This is a genomic window from Lentzea indica (assembly GCF_012184385.1).
Taxonomy (GTDB): Bacteria; Actinomycetota; Actinomycetes; order Mycobacteriales; family Pseudonocardiaceae; genus Lentzea; species Lentzea indica.
The window spans coordinates 1-16,173 of sequence record NZ_VSRL01000202.1; the positions used below are offsets into that span (position 1 = coordinate 1).

At 68.5% G+C, this 16,173-nt stretch carries 15 protein-coding genes and 2 pseudogenes; 4 read left to right on the forward strand and 13 right to left on the reverse strand.

From position 1 onward, the window contains the following. From FXN61_RS36525 to FXN61_RS36570, 10 genes and pseudogenes are all read right to left on the reverse strand, one after another. Positions 1–199 (reverse strand): annotated as a pseudogene (locus FXN61_RS36525) (pyridoxal phosphate-dependent aminotransferase); the annotation flags it as partial. A 14-nt stretch (positions 200–213) separates the two neighbouring features. Beyond that, positions 214–666: a winged helix-turn-helix transcriptional regulator gene (locus FXN61_RS36530; RefSeq protein ID WP_167978502.1), complete on the reverse strand. Its 453-nt coding sequence runs from the start codon at positions 664–666 to the stop codon at positions 214–216. Further along, positions 663–1,607 carry an LLM class F420-dependent oxidoreductase gene (locus FXN61_RS36535; protein ID WP_167978503.1) on the reverse strand — a complete coding sequence of 315 codons (945 nt, stop codon included), beginning with the start codon at positions 1,605–1,607 and terminating at the stop codon, positions 663–665. Before FXN61_RS36535 ends, FXN61_RS36530 begins: the two co-directional genes overlap by 4 nt. Beyond that, on the reverse strand, positions 1,604–2,710 hold the full coding sequence (locus FXN61_RS36540) for an acyl-CoA dehydrogenase family protein (RefSeq protein WP_167978504.1): 1,107 nt from the start codon (positions 2,708–2,710) through the stop codon (positions 1,604–1,606). The genes FXN61_RS36535 and FXN61_RS36540 overlap by 4 nt, the downstream gene beginning before the upstream one ends. Before the next feature lie 109 nt (positions 2,711–2,819). Further along, positions 2,820–4,274 carry an alpha/beta hydrolase gene (locus FXN61_RS36545; protein WP_246292446.1) on the reverse strand — a complete coding sequence of 485 codons (1,455 nt, stop codon included), beginning with the start codon at positions 4,272–4,274 and terminating at the stop codon, positions 2,820–2,822. A gap of 128 nt (positions 4,275–4,402) precedes the next feature. Next, a complete protein-coding gene (locus FXN61_RS36550) occupies positions 4,403–5,149 on the reverse strand; it encodes a glucose 1-dehydrogenase (protein ID WP_167978506.1) in 747 nt (248 codons plus the stop codon). Then, positions 5,150–6,655, reverse strand: a complete 1,506-nt coding sequence (locus FXN61_RS36555) for an aldehyde dehydrogenase family protein (protein ID WP_167978507.1) — start codon at positions 6,653–6,655, stop codon at positions 5,150–5,152. 25 nt (positions 6,656–6,680) lie between these two features. Beyond that, complete coding sequence (locus tag FXN61_RS36560) at positions 6,681–7,529, reverse strand: 3-oxoacyl-ACP reductase (protein ID WP_167978508.1); 849 nt, start codon at positions 7,527–7,529, stop codon at positions 6,681–6,683. Positions 7,530–7,538: 9 nt separating this feature from the next. Beyond that, positions 7,539–8,624, reverse strand: a complete 1,086-nt coding sequence (locus FXN61_RS55885) for a Zn-dependent alcohol dehydrogenase (RefSeq protein WP_167978509.1) — start codon at positions 8,622–8,624, stop codon at positions 7,539–7,541. A gap of 78 nt (positions 8,625–8,702) precedes the next feature. Continuing rightward, positions 8,703–8,894 carry a ferredoxin gene (locus FXN61_RS36570; protein ID WP_167978510.1) on the reverse strand — a complete coding sequence of 64 codons (192 nt, stop codon included), beginning with the start codon at positions 8,892–8,894 and terminating at the stop codon, positions 8,703–8,705. A gap of 45 nt (positions 8,895–8,939) precedes the next feature. Between FXN61_RS36570 and FXN61_RS36575 the strand changes: the two are divergent. Both FXN61_RS36575 and FXN61_RS36580 read left to right on the forward strand, forming a co-directional pair. After that, positions 8,940–10,099 (forward strand): annotated as a pseudogene (locus tag FXN61_RS36575) (acyl-CoA dehydrogenase family protein). Positions 10,100–10,108: 9 nt separating this feature from the next. Then, positions 10,109–11,023 carry an acyl-CoA dehydrogenase family protein gene (locus tag FXN61_RS36580; RefSeq protein WP_167978511.1) on the forward strand — a complete coding sequence of 305 codons (915 nt, stop codon included), beginning with the start codon at positions 10,109–10,111 and terminating at the stop codon, positions 11,021–11,023. Here the strand turns inward: FXN61_RS36580 and FXN61_RS36585 are convergent. Both FXN61_RS36585 and FXN61_RS36590 read right to left on the reverse strand, forming a co-directional pair. Beyond that, positions 11,007–12,092 carry an NAD(P)H-dependent flavin oxidoreductase gene (locus tag FXN61_RS36585; RefSeq protein WP_167978512.1) on the reverse strand — a complete coding sequence of 362 codons (1,086 nt, stop codon included), beginning with the start codon at positions 12,090–12,092 and terminating at the stop codon, positions 11,007–11,009. The two genes, FXN61_RS36580 and FXN61_RS36585, sit on opposite strands and share 17 nt — an antisense overlap. Beyond that, the gene (locus tag FXN61_RS36590) at positions 12,073–13,659 is read right to left on the reverse strand and encodes an acyl-CoA synthetase (RefSeq protein WP_167978513.1); all 1,587 of its coding nucleotides are present in this window, start codon (positions 13,657–13,659) and stop codon (positions 12,073–12,075) included. Before FXN61_RS36590 ends, FXN61_RS36585 begins: the two co-directional genes overlap by 20 nt. A gap of 74 nt (positions 13,660–13,733) precedes the next feature. Between FXN61_RS36590 and FXN61_RS36595 the strand changes: the two genes are divergently transcribed. Then, positions 13,734–14,525, forward strand: a complete 792-nt coding sequence (locus FXN61_RS36595) for a crotonase/enoyl-CoA hydratase family protein (RefSeq protein ID WP_167978514.1) — start codon at positions 13,734–13,736, stop codon at positions 14,523–14,525. A gap of 87 nt (positions 14,526–14,612) precedes the next feature. After that, positions 14,613–15,371: a hypothetical protein gene (locus FXN61_RS36600; RefSeq protein WP_167978515.1), complete on the forward strand. Its 759-nt coding sequence runs from the start codon at positions 14,613–14,615 to the stop codon at positions 15,369–15,371. 6 nt (positions 15,372–15,377) lie between these two features. Here FXN61_RS36600 and FXN61_RS36605 read toward each other — a convergent pair. After that, positions 15,378–16,173: FAD-binding protein (locus FXN61_RS36605; RefSeq protein ID WP_167978516.1), on the reverse strand; the 796-nt coding region annotated here is incomplete at its 5' end.

The window sequence follows — 16,173 nt, forward strand, 5'->3', positions numbered from 1 at the left end:
CGGTTCCGGCGGGATAGCCGGTGTCGCCGAGCGCCACCGCCTCGGTGATCGCCCGCGCGACCGGTTCCGCGAGCGGCACGTCCATCTCGGCCACCCACAGCGGCAGGACGTCCTCCGGGTACTGGCGCCACTTCACGCTCGTGCGCTGCCGCAACCGTTCGAGCGACACCTGTGTCAGCGGGTTCGGCGTGCTCACCATGAACCCAAGCTAGGTCATGCCTGTGGCCCGGGGTAAGCCTTCACGTTGTGCGCGGTGATCTCCTCACCGCAGCAACGGCACGCGAGGTACGCGTCGGCCGCCTTCCCGCACGTGCTGTGCTCGAGCACGATCGGCGGGCCGTCGGGATCCGGCACGTGGTCGTCGCCCCACTTCATCAGGACCACGATGGCGGGGAACAGCTCCAGGCCCGCCTGTGTGAGGCGGTACTCGTCGCGGTCCTCCGCGTACGGCACGCGCTGCAGCAGCCCGGCGTCGACGAGGGTCTTCAGCCTGGCGGACAGGGTCGGGCGCGGGACGTTGAGGTTGCGGACGAACTGGCCGTACCGGCGGACACCGAAGAAGGCCTCGCGCAGGATCAGCAACGTCCACCGCTCCCCCACGAGGTCCAGGGCGCGCCCGACGGACTCGCCGCGGAACCGGCGGTCGAGGGCGTCGGAGTCGATCATCGGCGGCCCTTCGTCAGCAATGGGGAGAGCGTGGTCAGCAGGCGCCGGCCCGCCGGGTCCTCCGCGGTCGCGGGCACCAGGCCGACGTGGCCGGCACCCGCCGCGAAGTACTCGTCCACGCGGCGGGCGATGTCGTCCGCCGAGCCGATCGCGCCGACGGCTTCGATCAACGACAGCGGGATGTCCTGTGCCAGTTCGGAACGCGGTGCCCCGGCTCGGGCGCGGGCAACGAGATCACCGTGGCCGAGGGCCGTGAACATCTCGCCGTAACCGGGTGGGGACAGGTAGACGGCCAGCTGCGAACGGAGCTGCCGGAGTGTGTCAGGGCCGGGATCGAGGGCGGTGGGGATCCAGACGGCGACGGGTGGAGTGGGAACGCCGTCCGGCCCGTGGAGCGCCTTGCTCACGGTCGTGACGTGGTCGGCGCTGACGAGATTCAGCACCACCTCGTCCCCCACCTGCGAGGCGACACGCATCATGGCCGGTCCGAACGCCGCGACGGAGATCGTCGTACCGGGAACGGGTTGCTGCAAACGGAATCCGTCCACGCGGTCGCCGTTCAGGATCGCCCGCGTGTCGCGGACCGTCCGCCGCATCCGGCGCACAGGTTCCCAAGGCCGCCCGTGCCACTCCGTCACGATCCGCGGACTCGAAGCGCCGAGGGCCAGGCCCGCGGGCCGCCCGGTCGTCGCGACCACTGTGGACAGTCCCAGCGCGAGCGCCACCGGGCTCCGCACTCCCGCCGCGAGCGGGCCGATCTTCAACGAGATGCAGGAGGTCCGCAGACCGACGGCCGTGGCCAGTGCGAACGCGTCGAACGTCGCCATCTCGCCGATCCACAGCGTGCCGAACCCGGCTTCGTCGGCCGTCACGGCGATGTCGAGCGCCTCCGACGGCGGCCGATCAAGCCAGAACGGCGTCACCACGCCAACCGAGGTCACAGCTGCTCCGTCTGGGCGGGCACACCGAGCAGCACCTTGCCCGGCAGCTCGTACGAGGCCGCGTTGACCTGGAAGTGAGCCGACGCCGTGTGCGCGTCACGGAACCGCCGCTGAATCGCGGCCCCGTCGTAGATCGCGCCACCACCCGCCAGGTCGTAGAGGTTCGCGACGACCTGCTGCGCCGTCCGAGTCGCGTGCGTCGCGGCCAACCGCACGGCTGTCCGCGTGGCCACCGGCACGGGCTCGGCTCCCTGCGCTGCCTCCCACGCCTCCGAGACAGCCTCGTAGAAGAACGCCCGAGCAGCCCTCAGCGACGCCTCGGCCTCAGCCACAGCGGCCTGGGTCGACGAACGTTCCGCGAGCGTGCGACGGGACCCGAACGGACTGCGGTGAGCGGCCAGCGCGATGAAGTCGTCCAGCGCGCCGAACGCGTTGCCCATCGCCGCCGCTGCCACCGACAGCGCGAAGAACCCGAACACCGGAAACCGGTACAGGGCACCGCCACCCAACGGTCCGTCCACAACGGACAGAACGCGATGATCAGGGACGAAGACGTCCCGTGCCACCGAGTCGTGGCTTCCCGTGCCGCGCAACCCCGTCGTGTGCCAGGTGTCGAGCACCTCCAGCGACGACTTGGGCAACGCGGCGACCTTCAGCACCCCGGACGAGTGGACGAACCCGGCGAACAACCAGTCGGCGTGCCCGATCCCTGAGCAGAACGACCACTGCCCCGACACCACAACGCCGCCGTCGGCAGCGACACCACGTCCCTTCGGCGCCCACACACCGGCAGCCACCGATCGAGCGTCCCCGAACACCTCCTGCGCGCCCTCAGCGGGCAGGTAGGCGGCGAGCAGTCCGCTCGTCGCCGCGATCGACACGCACCACCCGGCGGAAGCATCACCACGGGCGATCGTCTCGGCCACCGCCAACGTCAACGCCGGCGAGCATTCCGGCCCACCCAGTGAACTCGGGACACCCATGCGGAAAAGGCCCGCGTCCAGGATCGCGTCCAGCAGCCCTGGCGCGAGCGCGCGGCCCGCCTCCGTCTCGGGCGCGACCTCGCGAGCCAGGTCGGCCACTGTCCGCGCGGAAGCCAGCACGGTCCCTCATGGTTCACTTTTCTTACTGGTTCAGTTTCCTTACCGTAGCCATCGTGAAGCAGGCAAAGCAAGAGGGGCCCCACCAGCGGTGGCCCCTCAGCCGGGACACTCAGACGAACGGCGACTTGTCGATGCCGCACGTCTTCTGCGCAGGCAGGACACCGGTGAAGAGGTACTCCCGCTTCACCTTCTCCGCGCACGCGCTGCGCACGTACATGGAGGTGTGCCCGTAACCCTCAACGGTCAGGAACCCGGTGCGGGCCATCTCCGCCGCACCGTCGCGAGCACCGTGCAACGGCGTCGACGGGTCGTACCTGCTGTTGATGAACAGGATCGGCGCCGACGTCCAGCGGTTCCACGGGCCGGTGTAGCGGTCGTCGTCACGGCCCTGCCAGAACGCGCAGGCCATCATGTCGAACACCACGGCACGGCCCCAGTACGGCACGCGCTCGTCCTCGCTCTTGCCATACTTCGAGTACACGGCCGGGTCGCGCGGGAAGTCGCTGTCCGTGCACTGGATCGCGTTGAACGCCTCGAACCGGTTGGCGATGTAGTCGGCCGAGGCTGCACGCAACGAAGCCGGCGCCTCCCAGACCCCCTGCAGGATCCGGGCGGTGTCCTGCCAGTTTTCCGGCTGCGCCAGCGCGTCCCAGACGGTGCTGATCAGCGAGACCCGGTCGAACCGGCCGTCCGGTGTGGTGACAGGGGAAGCCGTCACCTTCGCCACCAGGTCCGCCCACTTCTGACGCAGGTCGCCGCCCGCGAACGCGCACTTCGCACCCGGAGCCGCGCACAACTTCAGGAACTGGTCGAACGTCTCGGCGACACCGCGCGGCACGTCCTGGCGCGTGTCCAGCGGCACGGTCGTGCCCTGGTTGCCGTGCCCGGTGGCGTTGCCGATGAAGTCGAGCGCGCCGTCGAACGCGAGCGCGCGAACCTTGTCCGGGAACATGTTCGCGTAGATCGCGCCGAGGTGCGTGCCGTACGAGATGCCGTGGTACGTCAGCTTCTTGTCGCCGACGGCCTTGCGCAGCAGGTCCAGATCACGAGCCGTGTTCGCGGACGACACGTGGTCCAGCAGGTCGCCGGACTTCGCCTCGCAGCGACGCACGAACTCCCGGTAGCCCTCGTAGAAGGCGGGCTCCTGCGCCGCGGTGTCCGGGTAGACCGGGATGGAGTTCAGGAACTGCTGCTGCTCCTCGACGCTGTCGAAGCATCGAACCGTCGCCGAACGGCCGATGCCGCGCTGATCCCACGACACCACGTCGAACCTCGCCCGCAGCTCAGGCGAGAACAGCCACTCCCACTTGCCGCGCGCCCGCAGCCGGTCGACACCGGACGCGCCCGGCCCGCCGAAGTTCACGAACAGCGAGCCGATCCGCTTCGAAGGATCGGTCGCGGGCAACCTGATCATCGCCAGGTCGATCTTCGTGCCGGTCGGATGGTCGTGGTCGAGCGGAACCTTTGCGGTCGAGCATTGGAAACCGTCCTGACAGTCCTGCCAGGACAGGACGGGCGTCTGCGCCTCTTCCGCGGCGACAGCGGCAGGTGCCAGTCCGATCAACAGTGCAACTGTGACCAATAAAGTTTTCATGTAGCTCCCCAGGTATGACCTCTCGATCATGGAGACGTCGAGGTCACCTCCAGGGTTGCACATTGGAGCTCACGAACGAATGGTGTGCTCATACGGCCTCAGCTCAGCGCGTGCGTCGCGGTCGCCCCTCCGTCCACCGCGAACTCCGCGCCGGTGCAGTACGCACTTTCGTCGCTGGCAAGGAAAAGAACGACGTTCGCGACGTCCTCCGGCTGCCCCACCCTGCGCAGCGCCACCTTCTTGCCGATCGGCGAGATGTCGACCTGCCGACCCAGTGTCTCGCTGACCATCGGGGTGTCGATCGCGCCGGGATGCACCGAGTTGACCCGGATGCCGTGCTGGCCCAGTTCCATCGCCGCGACCTTCGTCATCCCGCGAATCGCGAACTTGCTGGCCGTGTACGCGACGAGATAAGGCATTCCGGCCATGCCCTCGACCGACGACACGTTCACGATCGAGCCGCCGCCTGCCTTCGTCATCGACCCGACCACCGCGCGCATGCCGAGGAACGTGCCGACCTGGTTGATGCCGATCACCCGCTGGTAGTCGGCGAGCGTCGTGTCGGCGAGCGCCGAGAAGTGCAGAATGCCCGCGTTGTTCACGAGAACCGTGATGTCGCCGAACGTCTGCACCGTGAACGCGACGGCCTCTGCCCACTCGTCCTCCGACGACACGTCCAGGTGGCAGTACTCCGCGCCCAGTTCGGCCGCGAGCTCCTTGCCCTGGTCGTCGAGGACGTCGGTGAGCATCACCCGAGCGCCCTCGGCGACGAACCGGCGCGCCGCGGCCGCGCCCTGACCACGCGCCGCGCCGGTGATCAGGGCGACTTTTCCCGACAGCCGCATCTACATCATCTCGTCGGTCAGCGGCATCATCACGGTCTTGAGCTCGGTGTAGGCCTCGTAGGCGCTCTGGCCACCCTCGCGTCCGAGACCGGACTGCTTGAAGCCACCGAACGGCAGGTGCGGTTCGAGCTGGAACCCGTTGATGCCGACCATTCCGACGCGCAACGCCTTCGAGACGCGGAACGCGCGGCGGACGTCGCTCGTGTAGACGCCGGCGCCCAGGCCGTACTCGGTGTCGTTGGCGATGCGGACTGCCTCATCTTCGTCGTCGAACGGAACGACCGTCAGCACAGGGCCGAAGATCTCCTCGCGCGCGATGGCCATGTCGTTGGTGGCATCGGCGAAGATCGTCGGTGCGACGAAGTTCCCGGACGCGAGGTCGCCTTCGAGCCTGGTGCCACCGGTGACCAGGCGAGCGCCGTCTTCCTGGCCGCGCTCGATGTAGCCGAGCACGCGGTCGAGCTGCTTCTGGTTGATCAGGGGGCTGGCCAGCACCGCGGGGTCGAACGGGTCGCCGAACGTCACCGCGCCCGCGAGCATCGACGCGGTCGCGACGAACTCGTCCTGGATGTCCCGTGCGACCAACGCCCGCGTGTGCGCCACGCAGGCCTGGCCGGACAGGCCCATCGTGACCATGCCCATGCAGGTCATCGCCGCCAGGCCGACATTGGGGGCGTCAGAGAACACGAGCGCCGGCGACTTTCCGCCCAGCTCGAGGGAAACGCGCTTCATCGTGCCGGCAGAGGCCTCGACGATGCGGCGCCCGACGCCGCGGCTGCCGGTGAAGCTGATCTTGTCGACCATCGGGTGGGTGATCAGGGCTTCGCCGGTCGGGTCGCCGGGTCCTGTGACGAGGTTGACGACGCCGTCGGGGAGTCCAGCCTCGATCAACAGCTCGACCATGCGGATCACGCAGAACGACGCGTACTCCGACGGCTTCACGACGACCGTGCAGCCCGCGGCCAGTGCGGGCGCGAGTTTCTGGGCGAACAGCACGAACGGCGCGTTCCACGGCAGGATCGCCGCGACCACGCCGACCGGTTCGCGGAACGTCATCGCCAGGTGGTCACCGCCCTGGTACGGCGGCAGGGTCTGGCCGCCGACCTTGTCGATCCAGCCGGCGTGGTGGTCGAAGATGTCCGCCGCGATGCCGACCGAGGTGGCGTAGATCTGGCCGAACGTCAGCGGTACGCCGTTGTCCAGCGCCTGCAGGCCGCGCAGTTCGTCAGAGTGCTCGCGCAGGAGGTCGCCGTACTTGCGCAGGATCTTGATGCGCTCGCCCGCACGGCTGCGGGGCCACGGTCCCTCGTCGAAGGCCTTGCGAGCGGCGCGCACCGCGGCGTCGACGTCCTGCACCGACGCGACGGCGAAGCTGCCGATCTCCTCGCCGGTCGCCGGGTGGTGGTGCGTCCAGGTCTCTTCCGTCTCGCGGAACTCGCCTCCGATGAGGAGCCGGCCGTCCTTCAGGCCCAGCGTCTCGCGGTGCGGTTGCACGGTGAGCGTCACAGCTCCTCCTACAGGGCAGCGTCTTTCAAAGACTCATCGTTTCGGTACAGGAGAAAGTCCTTTGTGGATCGCGGTCGGCGAAGTAGCCGTCGAGATCGCTCAGGGCGCCGAACTTCTGTTCCACGGTCGGTGGCGCCATCAGCGCGACCATGCCGCCGTGCACGACGAAGACCTGGCCGTTGATCCGGTCGCCGGACGGTCCCGCCAGGTACGCCACGAACTTCGCGACGTGCTCGGGTGCCAGCGAGTCATCGCCGTCTGGCGCATCGCCGAACACGTGCGCGGTCATACCGGTGCGAGCACGTGGGCAGATCGCGTTGGCGCGGACGCCGTAGCGGGACGTGCCGCGCGCGGTCGCGACCGTCAGCGCGGCGATGCCCGCCTTCGCCGCCGCGTAGTTGGCCTGGCCTTCCGAACCGAGCAGGAACGCCTCGGACGAGGTGTTCACGATCCGCCCGTAGACCGGTGCGTCCGCCTGTTTGGACTGCCCGCGCCAGTAAGAGGCCGCGTTGCGCGACAACAGGAAGTGGCCACGCAGGTGCACCCGCACGACCAGATCCCAGTCCTCGTCGGACATGTTGAACAGCATGCGGTCGCGGAGCACGCCGGCGTTGTTCACGACGACGTGCAGTCCGCCGAACTCCTCGACAGCCGCGGCGACGAGGGCGTCAGCGGTGCTCCGCTCCCCCACGTCACCTTCGACCACGACGCATTTCGCACCCAGCTCCTCGATCTCGGCCGCAACGGCGGCTGCCGAGCCCGGCAGGTCGTTGAGCACGAGGGAAGCACCGGCACGAGCCAGTTCCAGTGCCTCCGCACGGCCGAGTCCGGCACCAGCGCCGGTGACGACGGCGACCTTCCCCGCAAGGTCCACTTCAGACTCCTAATCGAACAGAATGACCTGACGGATCAGGGATCCTCCGCCGCGCAACGCCTGCAGGCCCTCGTTGACGTCCTCGAGGCGGATCCGCTTGCTGATCATGCCTTCGAGGTCGAGACGGCCTTCCCGCCACAGCGCCAGCATGCGCGGCACGTCCCGGCGGAAGTTCGCCGTCCCGTAGAACGACCCGTGCAAGGTCTTGTCGTGCAGGAACAGTTCCTGGGCACTGAACGAGACCATCGCGTCCGCCCGTCCCGCGCCGACGACGACCGTGTGGCCGCCGCGCCGGGTCAGGTCCCAAGCTTGACGGATCGTCGCGGCCAGGCCGACCACGTCGAACACGTAGTCGAAGCCCATGCCGCCGTTGAGCTGGTTGTTGAGATCGGCGACGCCGTCCGGTGTCGTCGCGTGGGTCGCGCCGAACCGTTGCGCCACCTCGTGTTTCTCGACGATCGGGTCCACCGCGACGATCCGCGCGGCGGCAGCGAGCCGCGCGCCCTGGATCACCGAGATGCCGACGCCGCCGCAGCCGAGCACCGCGACGCTCGCGCCCGGTTCGACCTTCGCGGTGTTGAGCACGGCGCCGACGCCGGTCAGCACGCCGCAGGACAGCATTGCCGCGATGTCCCACGGCACGTCGTTGTCGACCTTCATCGCGGCGTCCGTGGGTACGACCATCTCCTCGGCGAACGCGCCGAGGCCCGCGTAACCGAACGCCGGGTTGCCGCCGACGACGAATCGCGGTGTCGTGAACGCCGCCAGCGTGTGCACGAGGCACAGATGGGACTGGCCGGTCACGCACTGAGCACACTTCCCGCACGGCGGCACGAACGTGATCGCCACGTGGTCACCGACCGCGAGCGATGTCACGGCACTGCCCACCTCGACGATCTCACCGGCACCCTCGTGGCCGACGACACCGGGCACGAGCGCGGGCAGCGTTCCGTCCATGGCGGACAGATCGCTGTGGCACACCCCGCACGCCTTGATCTTGATGCGGACTTCCTGAGGCCCCGGCGCGGTCGTCGTCACGTCGTCGCGGAGCTCGAGCTTGTCGTCGCCTACCTGGTTGAGCACGGCAGCCTTCACCGGTATCACTCCTCGCTGAGCTCACGGCTGAGGTACCCGTCGCACACTAGAATCTGTTCCTGTTCGTGACAAGGTCCATCAGCGTGAGAGGTGCAGCGCGCCCTTCGGGCAGGACGCGACGGCGCGTTCGGCCCGCTCCTGCTCGTCCTCGGCCAGCTCACCATCCCGGATCTGCAGAACCTCTTCGTCGTCAAGGTCAAACACCTCAGGCAGGATTGACATGCACTCACCGTGCGCCTCACACAGCGAAGGGTCGACGCCGACCTTCATCGCAGCCTCCTGACATCAAGTAGAACTTGTTCTAGAGTAGCGCTCATGCGCATCGGTTTCACGCCCGAGCAGGAGCAGCTGCGCCAGGAGTTGCGGGCGTACTTCGCCGCGCTCATGACGCCGGAACGCCGGGCCGCACTCGCCGGAGGCAGCGACTACGGCGATGCCGAGGTGTACAAGGACACCGTCCGCCGGATGGGGCTCGACGGCTGGCTCACCATCGGCTGGCCGGAGGAGTACGGCGGCCGCGACCGTCCGATGATCGAGCAGCTGATCTTCCTCGACGAGGCGTCCGCGGCCGGTGCGCCGGTGCCGTTCCTGACGCTGAACTCGATCGGGCCGACGATCATGGCGTACGGCACGCCCGAGCAAAAGGCGTTCTACCTGCCGAAGATCGCTTCCGGGGAGATCCACTTCGCCATCGGGTACTCGGAACCGGAGGCGGGCACCGACCTGGCTGGGTTGCGCACTCGGGCCGTCCGTGACGGCGACGACTACGTGATCAACGGCCAGAAGATGTGGACCAGCCTCATCCAGTACGCGGACTACGTCTGGCTGGCCTGCCGCACCGACCCGGAATCGCAGCGGCACAGGGGTTTGAGCATCATCATCGTGCCGACCACCGCCCCCGGCTTCTCCTGGACGCCCGTACCGACGATGTCAGGGCCGACCACGAGCGCCACCTTCTACGACAACGTGCGCGTGCCGGCGGCGAACCTCATCGGCGAGGAGCACAAGGGCTGGAAGCTCATCACCAACCAGCTCAACCACGAGCGCGTCGCGTTGTGTTCGGCCGCGCCGATGCAGACCGCACTGCGCGAGGTTCGTCAATGGGCGCACGAAACCGGTGCCATCAAGCACGAATGGGTGCGTCTGCACCTGGCTCGCGTGCACGCCAAGACCGAGTTCCTCAAGCTGATCAACTGGCGGATCGCGTCCGGCGGTGACGAAGCACCGTCGCCCGCGGTTGCCTCCGCCACCAAGGTGTTCGGCACCGAGTTCGCCACCGAGGGCTACCGGCTGCTGATGGAGGTGCTGGGCGCCAACGGAATCGTGCGCGCCGGTCACCGGGAGCGTTGTTGCACGGCCGGGTGGAACGCATGCACCGCTCGTCGCTGATCCTGACGTTCGGCGGCGGCACCAACGAGATCCAGCGGGACATCATCGCGCGGGCCGGCCTCGGGCTGCCCGCCGTACCTCGGTAAGGAGACTCCGTGGACTTCACGCTGACCGAGGCGCAACGCGAGCTGGCCGCGTTGACCCGCAAGATCCTCGACTCGTCGGACACGCCGTGGCTCGATCTGGTCAAGTCGGGTGTCGTGCCCGAACAGCCGGACGAGTTCGGTGTGCTGGAACAGTGCTCGGTGCTGGTCGAGCTCGGCCGTGCGGTCGCTGATGTGCCCTACCTGCCGACAGTGGTCGCGTCCTCCGCGCTGGCTGAGTTCGGTACGCCCGAACAACGTTCTCGCTGGCTGACTGCGGGAATCGTGCTGTCCGTGGCACTGGTCGACTCCGACGGTGCCAAGACAACGGTGCCGTTCGCTCGTACGGCAGCGGCGTTCTTGGTGTCACACGGTGAGCAGGTGTTCCTGGTCGAACCCGATCAGCTCGACATCTCGGCGCAGGAACTGGTCGACGGTTCCGAGGCGGGGTGGTTCGAGTTCTCCGGCGCGGGAGAGGTGGTCCCCGGCCTCACCCCGGACTGGCTCATCACGCGATACACGCTCGGGCTGTGCGCATTCCAGCTCGGCGTCACCGAACGCGCGTTGGAGCTGACGGCCGAGTACGCGCGGACCCGCGTGCAGTTCGACCGGCCGATCGGCAGCTTCCAGGCCGTGGCGCAACGGCTCGCTGATGCGTACATCGACGTCGCGGCGATCCGTTTGACGCTGTGGCAGGCCGCATGGAGGCTCGCAGAAGGCCTCGACGCGGCCGAGGAGGTGGCGACCGCGAAGTTCTGGGCCGCCGACGCCGGGCACCGCGTGGCGCACACCGCCGTCCACGTCCACGGCGGTACGGGCATCGACATGAGCCACGAGGTGCACCGCTACTTCACCGCGGCCAAGCGCTGCGAGTTCGAGCTGGGCGGTGCGACCGCCCAGCTCCTGAAACTCAGCGCAGCTTGGTGAGCCGTTCGACGGTCTCGTCGAACTCCCGGAGCAGCCCCGCCATCACGTCCGCGACCGGGCGCACCTCGTTCATCCGCCCGACGACCTGCCCGACCGGCATCGACACCACGGACGGGTCGTCGGAGCGGGCGATGCGCAGGTGCGCCTCGCTGACCAACAGGTTCTGCAACGGCATCGGCAGCGGCTCCGGTGCACCGGGCTCGGCCCACGCCTCGGTCCACCTGGTCTTCAGCAACCTGGCCGGTTTCCCGGTGTAGATCCGGGTGCGGACGGTGTCGCTCGAACTGGCCGCGAGCAACGCCTTCTGGGTCAAGGGACTCTGCGTGTACTCGGCCGTGGTCAGCCAATAGGAGCCCATCCACACCCCGGACGCACCGAGCGCCATCGCCGCGGCGGCCTGGCGTCCGGAGCCGATGCCACCCGCGGCGAGCACCGGAACGTCGACCGCGTCGACGATCTCCGGCACCAGCACCATCGTGGCGACCTCACCGGTGTGCCCGCCCGCCTCGTAGCCTTGCGCCACCACGATGTCGACGCCGTTGGCCACGTGCCGGCGGGCGTGCTCGGCCTTGCCCGCGAGCGCGGCGACCGGAACACCTGCCGCGTGCACCCTCTCGATGACGTCGGCGGGCGGCGAGCCCAGTGCGTTGGCGATGAGCCGGATCGGATGCTCCAGCGCGATGTCGACGTGCGACCGCGCCACCGAGTGCAGCCAGCCGAGCACGCCCTCGCCGCCCTCGCCCTCCGGCAGCGGCGGCACGCCGAGCTTCAGCAGGGTCTGCTGCACGAACTCCTTGTGGCTCTGCGGGATGAGCCCGGCGAGATCGACCTGCGTGCCCTCGGTCGGAACCTTGGCGGGCATCACGATGTCGACCCCGTACGGTTTGCCGTCGGTGTTCTCGTCCATCCACGTCAACGCACGGTCGAGGTCCTCCGCGTCGTTGAACCGCACGCACCCCAGCACCCCGAGACCACCGGCCCGGCTGATCGCCGCCGCCACGTGCTCGGACGGCGTGAAGCCGAAGATCGGGTGCTCGATGCCGAGCTCGTCACACAGGCTGGTGCGCATGTTCCTCCACGTGGCGGCGAGCCCACTGGTAGTCGGGTTTGCCGCTCGGGGTACGGCCGATCTCGTCGACCAGCCACAGCGACCGCGGCACCTTGTAGCCCGCGAGCGTCTCGCGCACGTGGGCGTCCAGTTCGGACAGTTGCGGGGTGGTTCCCTCGCGCGGCTGGACCAGAGCGCCGACGCGCTGGCCGAGCAGGTCGTCCGGCACGCCGATGACGAGCGCGTCGAACACGTCGGGGTGCGACTTCAGCGCCGCCTCGACCTCCTCGGGAAACACCTTCTCGCCGCCGGTGTTGACGCAGGTGTTGCCGCGCCCCAGCAACGTGACGTCGCCGTCCTCCTCGAACCGCGCGTAGTCGCCGGGCACCGTGAACCGCTTGCCGTCGACCTCGACGAACATCCGCGCGGTCTTCTCGGGGTCCTTGTAGTAGCCGAGCGGGATGTGCCCGCCGCGCGCCAGCTTGCCGATGACGCCGGGCACCGGTTCGAGCTTGTTGCCGTCGTCGTCGATGACGATGGTGTCCTCGTTGAGCTTCACCTTCGTGCCGTCGGTCTTCACGATCTCCTTGGGCACCGCGCCGATGCCCGTGGACCCGGTCTCGCTCGACCCGATCGACTCCAGCAGCGTCGTGTGCGGGAGAAGCTCCTGGTACTGCTTCTTCACGGTGTAGGAGAACAACGCGGCGCTGCTGTTGATGATGAACAGCGACGAGCCGTCGTACTCGCCGCGCTGGAACTCCTCGATCAGCGGCCGGCCCATGGCGTCCCCGGTGATCACGGCGACCTGGACCTTCTCCCTTTCGATCACCCGCCAGATCTCGGCGGGGTCGAACTTCGGCACCAGCACCACCGTGCTGCCGCAGAACAACGCGCCGAGCACGGCCCACTGCGCCGCGCCGTGGATCAGCGGCGGCATGCACAGCCGGACCAGCCCGTAGTCCTTGCCGGACCTGGCCTGCTGCCACTCGTCGGTGAGCCGTTCGCCGGTCACGAAGTCGATGCCGCCGCCGAGCGTGCGCCACACGTCCTCGTGGCGCCACATCACGCCCTTCGGCATGCCGGTCGTGCCGCCGGTGAAGAGGATGTAGAGGTCGTCGGGGCTGCGCGGGCCGAAGTCCCGTTCCCCCGACTCTTCCGCGAGTGCCGTTTCGTAGTCGGCGCCGGCGAAGTCCTCCTCGGACTCGTCGTCGATCACGACGGTGTGCCCAGGAGCACCGACCTCCGCGACCAACGGCGCGTACCGCCGTTCGTGTACGAGCGCGACCAGATCCGCTTCACCGAACAAGTACTGCAACTCGTTCTTGGTGTAGCGGTAGTTCACGTTGATGGCCACCGCACGCAGCTTGTAGACCGCGAGCATGGCCTCGACGAGCTCGATGGAGTTGCGCGCGTAGAGCCCGACGTGCGCACCCTGTGTCACGCCGTTCTTTGCCAGGTGATGAGCCAGTTTGTTGGCTCGCGCCTCAAGTTCGGCGTAGGTGACCCGCCGGTCGCCGCACACGAGGGCGGTCCGGTCGGGCACGGTGTCAGCGGCGTGTTCAACGAGGTCTGCGACGTTGAGGGCCATGGTAGGCAAAGTAGAACGTGTTACTGTTCTGGACAATCCCCCGTGCGGTCAGACTCGATCCAGGAGGCGCGCGAATGACGACCACGACGGAACCACACGCGTTGGTGGACTTGGTCGGGAACGTTCTGGTCGTCACGATGAACCGCCCAGAGGTCCGCAACGCCCTGTCGGGCCCGATGATGGCGATCATGCGCGAGGCGTGGGACCGCGTCGACACCGATCCGGACGTGCGGGTCTGCATCCTCACCGGCGCCGGCGGGTCGTTCTGCGCCGGCGCCGACCTGAAAGCCATGACGTCCAACCACCCCAGCGAATCGGCGGGAAAGTTCGACTTCTCGGTCATCGAACCGCTGCTGAAAGGTCGTCGATTGACGAAACCGCTCATCGCGGCGGTGGAAGGACCCGCGGTCGCCGGAGGCACGGAAATCCTTCAGGCAACGGACATCCGCGTGGCCGGTGAGAGCGCGCGGTTCGGCGTCTCCGAGGCGCGGTGGGGCCTGTTCCCGCTCGGCGGGTCGGCGGTGCGGCTGCCGCGCCAGATCCCGTACACCGTCGCGGCCGATCTGCTGCTGACCGGGCGGCACATCAAAGCCGCAGAGGCCAAGGAGATCGGGCTGATCGGCCACGTCGTGCCGGACGGTCAGGCGCTGGACAAGGCGATGGAGCTGGCCGCGCTGATCACGGCCAACGGACCGCTGGCGGTGCGGGCGATCCTGCGGACGATGCGGGAAACCGAGGCCATGCACGAGAACGAGGCGTTCACTGTGGACGCACGGCTCGGCATGGAGGTGTTCCGCAGCGAGGACGCGAAGGAAGGGCCTCGCGCGTTCGCCGAGAAGCGCAAGCCGGAGTTCAAGGGCCGCTAGAACCCGATTCGTTCGTACCCGTAACACCTGGCCCCAGGCCACCGATCTGCGTATCAACCAACCGCAGTCCGGGGGCAGGGGCCAGCCTTGAAACACTCCGACCAGTCGACCGACAACGAGATCGACGGCGATGTCCGCGGCACGTCGTTCCAGGCCGGGTCGATCGAGATCAACGTGGGCACGCCCCGCAAGCTCCGGCGGAGCAAGCGTCTTCGGTACCTGGTCGCGTTGGCGACAGCTGTCGTGAGTGCCTCCGCGCTGGTGTTGGTGAGACTGATGGGGCAGGACGAGCCGGGGAAGCAGCTGCCAGAGGCCGCCGGCGCAACGACACCCGCGGAGACCGTGACGACGTCGTCAGGTCCCTCCGCAGCCGGTGCACCGGTCACCTCGACAGCAGCCGGCGCCGCCCGTCCGGCGCCGGTCGGGCAGGCTCCTCGCACAGTCAGCGGCACCCCGATCGCAGGCACGCCCGCACCCACGACCACGGTCTCCACAGCACCTTCACCGGCGGGAACCGGTGTCCGGTTCAGCGGCGCGCTGCAGTTCGGCAGCTTCCACCTGGACCTCGCGGAACCACGGGACAAACCCGGCATGAACGTCTGGCCGCTCACCCCGAACCGCCTGCACGGCGACGACGGCTATTGGCTGACGGAGTGGCTCGGCGACGGCGTGCCGGGTCAGCCCGAGTGCGCAGCCGAACTCGGGAAGCGGGCGACGAGGGACGCGGAGAACCTCATCGTCGGCAGCCGGGTGTGCGGGAAGACGCCCGCCGGCCGGATCTTCCTGGTCGATGTCGCCGCGATGGACGGCACGACGATCACCGGCCAGGTCACCGTGTGGGAGTAGCAGGTCCTAGATGTCGTTGGCCGCGATGTACCCGAACGTCATGGCAGGGCCGATCGTCGACCCCGCTCCGGCGTAGCTGCGTCCCATCACGGCCGAGCTGACGTTGCCCGCGGCGTACAACCCCGGAATCACCGAGCCGTCGGGCCGCAGGACACGGGCACGAGCGTCGGTGACCATGCCGCCCTTGGTGCCGAGATCGCCCGGCACGATCTTGAACGCGTAGAACGGTGGCGCCCACAGCGGTGCGAGGCACGAGTTCGGGACGACCGCCGGGTCGGTGTAGTAGTGGTCGTAGGCGCTGTCGCCGCGCTTGAAGTCGGTGTCCCTGCCGGTGAAGGCCTGGTTGTTGAACCGGCTGACGGTCGCCTTCAGCGCGGCACCGGGAACTCCGATCGCGGACGCCAGCCCGTCCAGCGACCAGTTCTTCACGGCCGCGCCGGCCTGGTACCAGGCGTCCGGCAACGGCAGCGTGGGCGCGACGTCGGAGAACAGGTACCTGTTGCGGTAGTTCTGGTCCACGACCAACCAGGCCGGGATGCACGGCGAAGTCGGGTTCTTGTCGTACATGACGTGGACGACGTCGCTGTACGGCGCGGCCTCGTTGACGAACCGCTGTCCGGCCGCGTTGATCATCAGGCCGCCGGGCAAGGTGCGTTCGGCGAGGCAGAAGTACGGTGAGCCGGGTACCGGGATCGCCGGGCCCCACCAGGCGTCGTCCATCAGGTCGAACGCCGCGCCGACCCGCTGGCCCGCGCGGTGGCCGTCGCCGGTGTTCTCCTTGGCGCCCACGGTCCAGGCCGTG

Coding starts and splice junctions, on each gene's coding strand:
- FXN61_RS36530 (WP_167978502.1), bottom strand. CDS start 666: ATGATCGACTCCGACGCCCTCGACCGCCGGTTCCGCGGCGAGTCCGTC.
- FXN61_RS36550 (WP_167978506.1), bottom strand. CDS start 5,149: ATGCGGCTGTCGGGAAAAGTCGCCCTGATCACCGGCGCGGCGCGTGGT.
- FXN61_RS36570 (WP_167978510.1), bottom strand. CDS start 8,894: ATGAAGGTCGGCGTCGACCCTTCGCTGTGTGAGGCGCACGGTGAGTGC.
- FXN61_RS36585 (WP_167978512.1), bottom strand. CDS start 12,092: ATGCGCACCAGCCTGTGTGACGAGCTCGGCATCGAGCACCCGATCTTC.
- FXN61_RS36590 (WP_167978513.1), bottom strand. CDS start 13,659: ATGGCCCTCAACGTCGCAGACCTCGTTGAACACGCCGCTGACACCGTG.
- FXN61_RS36595 (WP_167978514.1), top strand. CDS start 13,734: ATGACGACCACGACGGAACCACACGCGTTGGTGGACTTGGTCGGGAAC.